Annotated in this window: 11 protein-coding genes and 1 riboswitch; of the genes, 2 read left to right on the forward strand and 9 right to left on the reverse strand. The window is 36.1% G+C overall.

The window, feature by feature from the left end; all coding sequences use genetic code 11:
- Nucleotides 1-33: 33 nt before the first annotated feature.
- The 6 genes from TE34_RS01105 to TE34_RS01130 all read right to left on the reverse strand — a co-directional run bounded on the left by TE34_RS01105 (nt 34) and on the right by TE34_RS01130 (nt 7597).
- The gene (locus tag TE34_RS01105) at nt 34-1413 is read right to left on the reverse strand and encodes a Glu/Leu/Phe/Val family dehydrogenase (protein ID WP_047982984.1); all 1380 of its coding nucleotides are present in this window, start codon (nt 1411-1413) and stop codon (nt 34-36) included.
- 80 nt (nt 1414-1493) lie between these two features.
- Nucleotides 1494-2909 (reverse strand): hypothetical protein, encoded by a 1416-nt coding sequence (locus tag TE34_RS01110; protein ID WP_047982985.1) that lies wholly within the window; start codon nt 2907-2909, stop codon nt 1494-1496.
- Nucleotides 2910-3094: 185 nt separating this feature from the next.
- A complete protein-coding gene (gene thiT, locus TE34_RS01115) occupies nt 3095-3667 on the reverse strand; it encodes an energy-coupled thiamine transporter ThiT (protein WP_047983021.1) in 573 nt (190 codons plus the stop codon).
- Between the two features lie 114 nt (nt 3668-3781).
- Nucleotides 3782-3887, reverse strand: a riboswitch (TPP riboswitch).
- Between the two features lie 63 nt (nt 3888-3950).
- Nucleotides 3951-5738 (reverse strand): M3 family oligoendopeptidase, encoded by a 1788-nt coding sequence (locus TE34_RS01120; RefSeq protein WP_047982986.1) that lies wholly within the window; start codon nt 5736-5738, stop codon nt 3951-3953.
- A 163-nt stretch (nt 5739-5901) separates the two neighbouring features.
- On the reverse strand, nt 5902-7347 hold the full coding sequence (locus TE34_RS21355) for an N-acetylmuramoyl-L-alanine amidase family protein (protein WP_053074928.1): 1446 nt from the start codon (nt 7345-7347) through the stop codon (nt 5902-5904).
- Nucleotides 7322-7597, reverse strand: coding sequence for a phage holin (locus tag TE34_RS01130; protein WP_047982987.1), 276 nt, complete (start codon nt 7595-7597; stop codon nt 7322-7324). Before TE34_RS01130 ends, TE34_RS21355 begins: the two co-directional genes overlap by 26 nt.
- A gap of 249 nt (nt 7598-7846) precedes the next feature.
- On the opposite strand from TE34_RS01130, the gene TE34_RS01135 reads away from it, so the two are divergent.
- Complete coding sequence (locus TE34_RS01135) at nt 7847-8380, forward strand: YceI family protein (RefSeq protein WP_047982988.1); 534 nt, start codon at nt 7847-7849, stop codon at nt 8378-8380.
- A 41-nt stretch (nt 8381-8421) separates the two neighbouring features.
- On the opposite strand, the gene TE34_RS01140 is transcribed toward TE34_RS01135, so the two are convergent.
- Both TE34_RS01140 and TE34_RS01145 read right to left on the reverse strand, forming a co-directional pair.
- On the reverse strand, nt 8422-9282 hold the full coding sequence (locus TE34_RS01140) for a VanW family protein (RefSeq protein WP_047982989.1): 861 nt from the start codon (nt 9280-9282) through the stop codon (nt 8422-8424).
- A 220-nt stretch (nt 9283-9502) separates the two neighbouring features.
- Nucleotides 9503-10714, reverse strand: coding sequence for an NAD(P)/FAD-dependent oxidoreductase (locus TE34_RS01145; protein ID WP_047982990.1), 1212 nt, complete (start codon nt 10712-10714; stop codon nt 9503-9505).
- Nucleotides 10715-10877: 163 nt separating this feature from the next.
- Here TE34_RS01145 and TE34_RS01150 point away from each other — a divergent pair, with 163 nt between their 5' ends.
- Nucleotides 10878-11321: a DUF2663 family protein gene (locus tag TE34_RS01150; RefSeq protein WP_047982991.1), complete on the forward strand. Its 444-nt coding sequence runs from the start codon at nt 10878-10880 to the stop codon at nt 11319-11321.
- A gap of 87 nt (nt 11322-11408) precedes the next feature.
- On the opposite strand, the gene TE34_RS01155 is transcribed toward TE34_RS01150, so the two are convergent.
- Nucleotides 11409-12689 carry a SpoIID/LytB domain-containing protein gene (locus TE34_RS01155; RefSeq protein WP_047982992.1) on the reverse strand — a complete coding sequence of 427 codons (1281 nt, stop codon included), beginning with the start codon at nt 12687-12689 and terminating at the stop codon, nt 11409-11411.
- Between the last annotated feature and the right edge of the window lie 22 nt (nt 12690-12711).

The following is a 12711-nucleotide window of genomic DNA, read 5'->3' on the forward strand; positions in this document are numbered from 1 at the left end:
CTATTCACGTAAGCCTATTCTCATCATGCGATATTAATATAACTTTCCTTGACGATACAGAATTATTGAAAGCTTCATTACAGCATGAATGTAACAATTCTGCCTTAATGGAAAAGGATCCCCAAAAAACTGTGGTAACACTGAGTTAAATGTCTCTTTCATTTTATCATATAACTTTTCGAACACTTCTTCCTCACTATAGAATTGAGTTTCTCTTCCCTGAAGCCACTCGAGATAGGAAACAATGACACCGCCAGCATTTGCTAGTATATCTGGGATAATTATTATTCCTTTTTCACTTAAGTAATCGTCTGCTTCTGTTGTCACCGGTGCATTGGCGCCCTCGACAATTATCTCAGCCTTAATACTCATCATATTTTCCTGATGAATTTGGTTTTCTAGTGCTGCCAAAAATAACACATCAACATCGAGCATAAGAATTTCTTCACGATTTAATATAGTTGCTTTAATTTCAGCTTGATTCAATTGCTCGTCACTTATAGGAAGATCCCCTTTATTTAGTGAAACAAACTTAACTAATGAAGGAATGTCTAGTCCATCGGAATTATATAATGTTACATTTCGATCACTAACTGCTACAACCTTATTATTAAGGTGATTACACTGATAGGCGGATAATGCCGCTACTGATCCTACGTTACCAAAACCTTGAATTGCTAGCTTTAATGGCTTCTCCTTTAAAGACAGAGCTGTCTTAGCAAAGATATTATCCCGTTCTGCTAACCAATTTTCTTTATCACAGACAAAATCATGCAATAAATACCGAAACGTGAAGTAGACTCCTTTACCAGTCGCTTCTCTTCTACCTAAAGAACCTCCATTGACCACGCTCTTACCGGTAAAACTACCAAGGTAAGATTCACCAGGTCTAATGCTTTTGTACTCTGCCATCATCCAGTCCATTTCTCGCTCACCTGTTCCAACATCAGGTGCAGGGATATCCTTATCTGGACCAAGAATGTCACTAAAATATTGAACATATTTCTTACAAATCACATAAAGATCCTTTTCATTATAATCTCTAGGGTTAATTACTACGCCACCTTTTCCCCCACCAAAAGGGACCTCGTGAAGTGCATTTTTAAGTGTCATGAGTGAAGCAAGATTAACTACTTCATCCTCATTAACCGTTTCGTGAAAGCGTATTCCACCTTTATAGGGACCTAGTACATTATTATGTTGGACACGAAAAGAAGGAATTCGAACAACTTGACCGTCTTCTAATGCAATCCTTAGATAGGATTTATTAACATGATCTGGTGTGGAGAGGATGGAAAGCAAGGAAGAAAATGCCTTATTCCTCCCCTCTCCAGTTAATTCTGGTAAAAAATCTTTATCATCTACTAATGCTTTTAAGGAATCACTTACAATATCAACCGTTTGATTTGCCACAATATTACCTCCAACATATTATTACTTCCAGTATGATTGTAACAAATGCAAACCTGGATACCAATGATAATTATCTAAATTTACAGAATAAAAATTGCAAATAATGTCATGACAAACAATCCAATGATGACTGGTAGGAAGTTTTTACGAACTAGATCCATCACAGAAACACCACAAAAACCTGCAATCGCAATAAGTGAGGACCAGGCTACAATCGTCCCTCCACCAGTCCATATCGCTCCCATTTGGCCAATGGCAGCAAGTGTAGCAGTATCCATACCTTGGGTCTCCAATGATGCTGCGAGAGCACCCGTTAACGGTAATCCTGAGAAACCTGATCCATCTAGTCCGGTAATAATGCCTATAATTAATACGCTAAACGCCGCAAGTATGGCACTTTGTGGTAAAAACTCTTGCGAAGCTTCGACCAAACCAAATAATAACGAAGGTCCCTCCTCTACTCCCAAAATACTTCCTGCAAAATCTCCGCTTCCTAAAAAGAAGAAACCTGCTATTGGTATAACCGGTCCCATTGCTTTGAATGCGAAGACAAAACCGTCCGTAATATGATTTGAAATATAATCGAGGGCATGATGTTTACCAAATGCCACTGTCGATAATAGTAACAATATAACAGCTACACCACCAACAAATGCCGCTCCATCTCCACCTACTAAACCACCACTATTAGTAAATAACTTATTATACATCATATAAATTACAACAATTAATAAGGAAAGTGGTACAAATATAGCAAACACTTTACTCCATCTCGATAAATTATTCGTCTTAGCTTCATTGGTAGTGTTTTCAGCGGCATTTAAAGTGTTTAGGTCTGTCTCATTACGTGGATCCTCCTTTGATCGAATTCCCTTTCGATACATAAAGTAAGCAAGGATTATCGCAATACCACCAGCTACTACTGATAACATCAAAGCTTTATCTGCCACTAACCCCGCATCAATTCCCGCTGATGTGGCGGACAAACTTGGTGCGACCTGAACAATATAGTCGGATGATAAAGCCATTCCTTGACCTGCAAGCGCAATCGCAACAGCAGCAGTTATAGCTGGTAATCCTGCTCTTACTGCTGCAGGAACGAGTAGAGCACAAATCAAAGGTACCGCTGGCGTCGGCCAGAAGAATAATGAGATTACATAGGTTACACCTACTAATACAAAAAACGATATATGTCCATTCACCATGATTTTTTGGATCGGTTGAATCATTCTTACGTCTGCTCCTAAATCCTTTAAAGAATTTAGTAATGCTAACATGAAAGTAATAATTAAGAAAATACTAAATAGCTCTTGTGCGGCTATTAAGTTCGCATTAAAGATAGCTGTAAATCCATCTACAATACTTCCCTTATACACCCAAGCAATAATAAATGTTCCTAATAGAGTCGGAAGAACGACACCTTTTCGGAATATCATTGTTACAATGATAGCTAGTGTAAAAATACCATAAAGCCAATGGGCTAAAGTAAGCTCCATTTACATCTTCCTCTCTTTCCGTTGTGCTATAGCCTATGCGGAGCTCAACATAGCGGTGAAAGGGTAATTCAAAAATATGTAAGTATTTTTACACATATCGCTCACTAAATTAAGTTATATAAAATATAAAGGGCAACCTCTTTTCAAGAGATTACCCATGTGAGCAGAATTTATTTTTATCTTTATTATGCAGCAGAAAGCAGTGTTCTTGGTTGTTTGTGAAATAAGAAGTATACCGCAATTGTGCAAATTATTATAGAAGGAGCTATATAACTAATATTATACAAGAATGAATACATCCAAACATTCATGCCTTCAATTGCTGATTCAAAAAATACAATCCCAGCAACAAAATGTGCAACAAATCTTAGAATAGATCCAAGAATGACACCTAGTAAAATATAAGAGAAATAAGCCCTAGTATTACCGTCCTTTAAGGCATTTTTGATTTTACTTGCAAATATCCCAGCAAATCCTAGTAATGTAAATGCAACTAAGTAATCAATTGCGCCTTGTAACCAATGCATAATCCAAGCTTGGCCAACTGCTATTTGTAGTACTCCCCATAAGAAACCGGACAATAGCCCTCCTTTAATTCCCCAACGAAATGCAACGATAAATACTGGAATCATTGCGAGTGAAATAGAACCGCCCTGAGCCCAAACCTTAAAAGATAAAAATGGAGCTAGATCTAACACTAATGCTAAAGCTGTAAATATTGCTACTTCAATTAAAAATAATGTACGTTTTGAATTCACATCAAATTCCTCCCCAGATTGTATTCTAAAATCGAAAAAGATTTTTAAACACAAAAAAAGCAATGCCAAGGGGAAGCTTCCTGATGGGGAATTCCACTCACATTGCTTACAAATCCATCAAAAAAGCCACCATCCCTACGCTAGTACTAACTAACAGGTTCAAAGGGTCAGAACATTTTACTGTTCACTCTCAGCCAATTTGGCTCCCCCTGTGGACTATAAATTCACTTTTTTTGCTACTGTTATTGTAGCCTATGTTTAGATTTTTGGCAATCCTTCCAATTTATAGGGATACAAATTCCTCTACATCTCTCACACAAAGTGCAATTGCATCCTCCCAGAAATCTGGCTTTGTAAGATCTACATTTAGGTGCTTCATTGCTAAATCTTCAACATTCATTCGACCCGTATCACGTAATAGTGCGATGTAGTCATCTTCAAAACTTCGATTACTTTTTTCAGCGTAAGCATAGATTCCTAGGCTAAACAAGTACCCAAATGTGTAAGGGAAGTTATAGAAAGGTGTTCCTGTAATATGGAAATGCAATTTTGAAGACCAGAAATTAGGATCATATTCATCTAAAGAGTCACAGTAAGCTTCCTTTTGTGCCTCGATCATTAATTCATTTAACCGTTTAACGGAAACCATTCCTTGCTTACGTTCTTCATAGAACCTAGTTTCAAAGAGGAATCTTGCATGAATGTTCATAAAGAAAGCAATACTTCGTTGCAATTTATCTTCTAATAATTCTAGTTTTTCTTCCTTACTTTCCGCACTTTTCACGGTTGCATCAGCCACTATCATTTCAGCAAAAGTAGACGCAGTCTCTGCAACATTCATCGCATAGCCTTGATTCATGCCATGTACATCATTCATAACATGCTGGTGATACGCATGCCCTAATTCATGAGCAAGCGTTGAAATATTTGAAGTTGTACCAGAATATGTCATAAACACACGTGTTTGCTCACTATCAGGGAAACTTGTACAGAAGCCACCAGGACGCTTCCCAGCACGATCCTCTGCTTCGATCCAGCGTTTCTCAAAGGTCATTTTTGCAAACTCTGCCATTTTAGGACTAAATTTCCCAAAGTGATCTACAATAAAGTTTGCACCTTCCGTGTATGGTACGTTATTAACAGTTTTTGATAATGGAGCACTAATATCATATATACTTAATTTTTCATTACCAAGTAGCTCCGCTTTTTTATTTAAATATTTTACAAAATGCTTTTTATTATTGGAAATCGCATTCCACATCACATCTAATGTTTCTCTTTTCATACGATTAATTTTGAGTGGTTCTTTCAATACATCTCCCCAGCCACGATGTTTATACTTCTGTAATCTGAACCCTGCCAAATGATTAAGAGTTTGTCCGAATAAATCTGCATTATCTTCCCATGCCTTACTGATTTGTTTAAATACATATTTTCTAAATTCAGCATCCGGACTGCTTAATTTATTGGCAGCCTGTCCTACTGAGTAAGATTTCGTTTCACCATTTTCTTCAATTTCTACAATCATTTTCCCAACTATTGTTTCATACATTTGGCCCCATGCATTGTATCCATCAACAGCCAAGTCATTGATTAACACTTCTTGCTCTGCAGGTAACATTTCTTTCGCGGCAGTCCTTGTTTCGTTTAAAACAAAGGCAACTTCTTGCAGTTGTTCATGTTGAAGTAAATCTTGCCATTCTTCCTCGGAAATAGCAGCAAGTTTTTGATTTAACGATGTTCGGATACCTCCCATTTGGGCACCAAAAGAACTTCTTTTCGCAACTAGTAAACTAGCATTCGTATCATTTACATTTTGAGCGCTTAAGCAACTAATAAAAGCAAATGATTCACGAAGCTTTTTCATCGTCTTTTCAAGCTTATTTACAATATTAGCTAACTTTGATATTCCCTCTTTGTCTTCCGGATTAAAAGCATGAACCATCGCTGATAAATCTTCCATGTCGTTACTAACAGTTTCTAAATAAGATTGGAACTCCTTAGATTCACTTCCCCCTGGAAAAATCACATCCAAATCCCAAGTCATCTCGTATTCCCTAGTATGTTGCATCAAACCTCTCCTTAATTAAAAAATTTGAACTAATTAATATATTACCAAGAAGTACAACATTTTTCACTAAAAATATTTTTGTTATCGAAATATTTTATACTAGAAATAAATTAAGAAGATACCCCTATAGGATATTAACCCCAAGGGATATCTTCTTTAATACCTATCTATTAGTAATAGTAGCTCCAGTATTTGGATGAGCATAAATCTGCACTCTACCAAAATCTGCCGTTTCAATGATATACACATTTGCTTGTGTTGTACCTAGTATCTTATACGTTAAACCACCAAATTTCTTTGGATTTAAGAATCCTTTTTCATTTCCTTTAACTGGTGCTTTATTTAAAGGATAGACTCGCCATGAACTTTCTGCTGCAGGTAGTCGTAAATATCGGTCCCCTGGTTTTTCTAACGTAGATGTTGGCGCACGACTATCGTCATCACTAATGGTTGCCCCAGTACTTGGGTGTGCATAAATTTGAACTCTATCAAAGTCACTTGTTTCAATGATATATACATGGGCCTGAGTATTTCCTAATATTTCATAGGAAAGTCCACCAAATTTAGCTGGATTTAAGAATCCAACTTCATTTCCTTTCACTGGGGATACGCCTAGTGGATATACTCTCCAAGATGTTTCACTAGAAGGTAAGTGTAAATGTTTCCCTGTTGAACTACTAGTATTTCCGCTACTTGGCTGTGGATTGCTTCCAGTTTGGGTACCGCTGGTTTTATTGATCGTAGCACCTGTACTAGGATGACCATATATTTTTACTTTTCCAAAGTCAGACGTTTCAATGGTATAAACATGGGCTTGAGGATTACCTAATATCTCATAAGTTAGACCACCAAATTTGGCAGGATTTAAGAATCCTTTTTCATTCCCTCTTACTGGTGCAACGTTTAATGGATAGACACGCCACGAGTTTTCTGATGCAGGTAAGTGAATGTATTGTCCGGTTGACTCAGTAGAACCACCCGAGCCCCCTGTTCCACCTCCTGATGGAGGATTAATAGGCACATTAACATGCCCTACATCACCTGAAGGACTTCGATACGTGTAACCAGCATACTCACAAAAGGCTTTAACAACTGCTTCTGCATAATCTAGATGATTATTGCGAAGTTGGTTAATATCGTCTCCTGGTGAGTCCGCAAAACCGTATTCAATAATATTCGTTACAACTGAACCTGTTTCTCGTATCATAAAATAGTAATCTAAACTTGAGTTACCAGGCATAGTTCTTGTAAACACACGACGAATATTCTGTCCAACTCTTCTTAGTTCCTGAGCAATTTTCTCTGCCATGTCCTTTCCATCATAAATGGAGTGGATTACTTCTGCGCCATCTCCACCACCTGCATTAAGATGATTAGAATGACAGTATCTTGCTCCACTACTTCTGACAATTCTAGTGCGTTCATCAGGGGACAATGTTTTATCAGTTGTTCTCGTTATTGCGACAGGAACACCTAATTCCTTATAACGATTATATTGATACAATGATATCTTCAGTGCTAAATCCTTTTCCTTCCAATAACGATTGGTACCACCACCTGGGTCAATACCCCCATGGCCAGGATCAATGATTAAGATTGGACTTGCCATTTAATTTCCTCTCCTTTACTTTGATTAATCCCTTTTCTCGTAGTACCTCCCTCTGTTCTATTCCTCTCTTTGTTATATAATTATTTTTAAACCACGTAATTAGTGCACTAATTGTTGTAAAAGTTACAGAAATAACTTGTTCCAATGTCTCACTAGCAATTGGAAGTGGTGATTTCCCAAAAATAACAAGCATTTGATTTACTAGTGCCAGAAGTAATATTGACGTCCGAATTATAGTACCTTTGTCCATTTTTCTCTCACCTCCATTCTTTAAGTTAATACTATTATTTTCTTTGCACCCTTAAAGGGGAACGGCTAATGAATAGATACAGCGTATTTCCATTATTAATAATCGAAACAAACAAAAAAAAAGGATACATAATAATATTTAATTAATAATATTTTAATTAAAGCATCTTGACTTTAAGCAATTATGTATATATAATTGGTTACGTAAAGTAAGCTAAGGTGAAAAAATAATTATTGGAGGGGAATATTTATGACAAAAGCAGTATGGAACATTGATAAAAGCCATAGTTCATTGGAGTTCACGGTAAAGCATATGATGATTTCTAAAGTAAAGGGAGTTTTTAACGAGTTTGATGCAACAGTAGAGGCAGATGTTAATGATTTAACAGATGCTGCAGTTGAATTTTCTGTAGACTTGAAGAGCATCGATACTAGAAATGAGGATCGTGATAATCATTTACGTTCTAATGATTTCTTTGATATCGAAAACCATCCTAAAATGACGTTCGTTGCTACTGATATTAAGAAGAAGTCTGATAATGAATATGATGTTGTAGGAGACTTATCACTTCGTGGTGTTACAAAACCAGTAACATTTGATCTTACAATGGAAGGTGTTCATAAAGATCCGTGGGGTAATGAAGTTGCTGGATTTAGTGGTTCAACGAAACTTAACCGTAAAGATTTTGGTTTAGTATGGAATGCTGCCCTTGAAACTGGTGGCGTACTTGTTGGTGAAGAAGTAAAAATCAATATCGAACTAGAAGCACATAAGCAAGCATAAATTACGTAAGGGACTATTTCTCCGGTAGAGGAAATAGTCCCTTATTGATTGTATTCAACAGAGTCTGAAGAATAGATTCGGATACTCATTTTACCATCATTTGCTTTTGCTCGAATTAATATAGGATGACTGTACTCATTCTTGAAAACAAAGTCTGGTCCCCACCAACTGACAGTTGCATCTCGGCCAGGAGGTACATAAGGAACTGAGCGACTATGAGAATACCTTTCTACAATCTTTATCCCCTTAAGTGAAACAGCATTAAACAATGTTGAGGAAACTTGACAAATCCCTCCACCAACATCTTCTGATAGCTCTCCTTTTACAATAACCGGTGCCCTTTTGTATCCTTTGTCTACCGTTCTTTTCCCAACAACTTTATTAAATGAAAATTCCTCGCCTGGAAAAACAACATAATTATTTATCGCCTCAGTAGCTAATCGAATATTGTGGGAACGCTCTTTATTACCTGCTCGATAATATGTCAAATAACTCCCTATTTCGTTTGTACGTATATCTGATAATAATTCACTATCTACTTTAGGATATAGTTTCTTTTTAGGTACCTTCATCTCGAAAGAAACATTGCTATAGTAGAACTCGTAGAAAAAGCGTATGAAATTCTCACGGTCTAAGGCATATCCATTTTTCTCGGGAATAATTGACCAGGATTCATCTAAAGATGCATTTGTTGGTGGTTCATATACTTGTTCTGCTAGTTTGTCCATGAAAAGAGACAACTTTTCTTGATTAATAAATAGATTATCTAAGTAATGATAAGCAAAATCATTACGAATAATTGTCTCATTTATTTCTCCATCAGATATCACTAATCGGTCAGCTGAAATAAAGTTTGTGTTAATAATTACAAATAAAAGTATCAATAACAATGTTCGTTTCAAATAATCAACTCCTATTTTTATTATTTGAAGATGCTAACTTTTCATGTATAGGAATAAATAAACCACCCTACTTAAGTAAGCAAGGTGGAAATGTTTAGTGAAAATCTCTATTCTCTTCTAATTTACGGCTTGCAATCATGTAGCCAATAATGGTAGCTATTCCAATACTCAACCATTTCCATGTTTTCTTCATGACATACATACACCTCTCCTATCAGAATTAAAATGGTCGAACTTTTCCTTTTTTCAGTAGCAATTTCGGTCCCCCTAATAAAAATAGATAACGATCATCTACAACCTTTTTCATAGCTGCTGCTGGCTTCCCATATAATTTCATTCCATTCAAAATAGACCCCATACCATCTGTAACACCTAGACTGGCTACCGTCCCTTTATCACTAAAAGTAAACTCCTCCAACGGTTCTTGGTTCATCAGTGCTTTTATATTATTAGCACAAGTTGTTGCATGCTGCATTGCTGCTTGTGCGGTTGGTGGATAAGGACGCCCTTGTTTCTTATCCATTACCCATGCACAATCACCAATAATAAAAATATTGTCGTGTCCAGGAGCACGTAAATCTCCGTTCACGGTAACTTTTCCTTTTGTAAGCTCAAAGCCAGATTTACTTAAAATCGAGCTCCCTTTGACACCACCAGTCCATACAATCGTACCGGCTTTAATTAGTTCGTTGTTGTCCCCTACAATAAATCCTTCCTCTGTACATTCGTTGATTCTAGTGTCTTCCATTATATCTGCGCCCCGTTCTTGCAGGGACTTTTTAGCATAGGTAACCAAATCCTTATCAAATCCGGGAAGAATACTAGGCGCCGCTTCTACATTTATGATTTTAACCTTGCCCCTATCAATGTCATATTTTTTACATAGCTTTGGAATTTTTTCTACTAATTCCCCAATGAACTCAATTCCAGTAAATCCTCCTCCCCCAACTAAAATTGCCAGACTATCGTCATCAGCATTGGAGTCTACATTATATCTTGCAAATTGATACTCTATATGTTCGCGTAGTAATTGGCAGGATTGAAAATCCTCTATAAAAAAGGCATGTTCCTCCATCCCTTTAATTCCAAATGTATTGGTTTCATATCCTAGCGAAACAACTAAGTAATCATAAGTAAGTTCACTATTTTCCAATAATACCTTCTGGTTATCCTTATCAATTGCTTCAACAGTATCATAGATTAGGCGAACTCGATTAGGACTAATAATATCACTAATCATAATTCGAACCTGGTTAGGATTAATTGTTCCTGCCGCTAACTCATGTAACCAGGTCGTTTGATAGTGATAATTATGCTTATTTATTAAGACAATTTCTGCTTCTTCTGGAGATAAATTTTTGATTAACTTTTTAGTTGCCATCATTCCTCCATAACCAGCACCTAATACTACAATTCTAGGCTTAGTGTTCATATCTATATCACCCTTTTCGCAATTATGCTTATCCTTTATTGGTTAAAGTTGCATTATTAGTATTATGTATAAACACCATTTGTATCCGATAAGTTTCTTACTTTCATTTAAGTATGGTTATTTTCATTAGGACTAGCATAAATATGATTTAGGAGGGATTGACATGCCATTGAATTCATTTGAAAATCTTTCGACAGATACTACCAACCTGTTAAAAGAAGTAATAAAAAAACAAGGAAAAAAAGAGCGATATGAACAGTTACGGAATACTTCTCTCATAAGTGCATTAATTCTTTTATTAGTTTTAATGACTATGCTGTATCTTTCTGACTTTTCATCAGTTACTGATCCATTTACTACCTTTGCAAACATTCTATTAAATCCAAACTACTTAATAATGATTGCTTTGATATCAATTTCATTTGTCTATTATAACTTTTATCAAAAAAAACTAAAAAAAGAGAAGGAAAAGCTAAATAAAGTACGTGCGGAAGCCATTGACCATCTCAACGACTCTAAAAACTTAAACCTTCAAGATAAAGTAGATTCCATAAAAAAGTTAATGAAGGATGAGTATGATATCAATTTATATGTAAAAAACAAGTAACCCAATTGCCTATAAAAAAACAGAGGGAGTATTGTCCCCGAAATTTAAAGCAAAAACCTAACTTTTGGGGACTCTTTTCCTCTGTTTTTAATTTGCAATTTGTAAAGTTGGCGCAGATATATCCATGATGGTAGTACCAGGATAATAAAAACCAATGATCTCTTGATAATTTTTCCCTTGTTCTCCCATAAAGTGTGCTCCCCACTGACTCATTCCGACACCATGCCCATAACCTCTTCCTTTCATCGTATACACATTGTTGACTAAGTCCAAAGAGTCGATTAAATAACTTTTAAAAATGGTACCACCTATCATAGGACGAATACGATTAAGGTTAACTTCCTTTAGTTCAGCTTGCTCAAAGAGAATTAACCCATCCAATATTCTTCTCATAAATGTTACTGTTATCGATCCTGTAACACTTCTTTGTGAGGCTAATTTATTACCATTAAGTTCAAATACAGGTATCGATAAAAGCTTTATTTCCCCTGGATAACCATTTCGGTTTAACCACTTTTTAATCGTGTTAGATAATTCAGGGTCAGTTTCTTTCGTCTCTTCCCACCATTTCGGATTAGTAAAATCAATCTGGTCGTAATCGATTTGAGTTTGATTAATGGAGAACTCCCATGGGTGTGTTGGGTCAAACGGATCATCTTTTATTGGGAAGTATTGCATAGGTTGTCCTCCCCACACATTCGCATTATTTTCAGTTATTCCACCATTACTAGCGGAGTAAAAAGTTTCTATTAATCGATTATTGTATGTAATTACCTCGCCCTTTGTTTCTTCCACAGCCTTTGTAGTATTAACATCCCATTCGTAGCCTCCATAAACCTGATAACTGATAGTATCATCAATGATTTGACCTAATTTGGATACGGCATACGTCCTTGCGGCTAAGGTTTGTGCTTTTAATGTTTCTATCCCCCATGATGAAAAGACTTCAAATGGTACAACACCTTTTAAATAATCTTCGAGAGGTAATTGATTAATCGGACGGATGGAGTCTTTCCCTTCAATTACAAATTCCATCGCACCTAAATATGGTCGTTCATTGATAAATATTGTATGTTCTAAATCATACGTTTGTGGAATTAGAACTAATCCCCCACTTATTTTTTGTTTTTTCTGCCCCTTCTGTTTGATATATAATTCTCCCTTTTCTACTGAGATGGTATAGTTCACTCCCTCTAACAGTTTTAATGTTGGATCTAAACTAAAAAATTCTCCTTTTACTTTAATGTTTAGTTCATCAGTTTTCCCAATATAGTTAACAAGTTTAACGGAGACCATTGGTTCAGCACTAGTCAAAGTTGGTGCACATAAAATGCCTATGATTGTTAAAAGAAATGTAATGTATCTCATAGGTGTATTTTTTCAGGAAAGC

It is taken from the genome of Ornithinibacillus californiensis (assembly GCF_001038485.1).
GTDB lineage: Bacteria > Bacillota > Bacilli > Bacillales > Amphibacillaceae > Ornithinibacillus > Ornithinibacillus californiensis.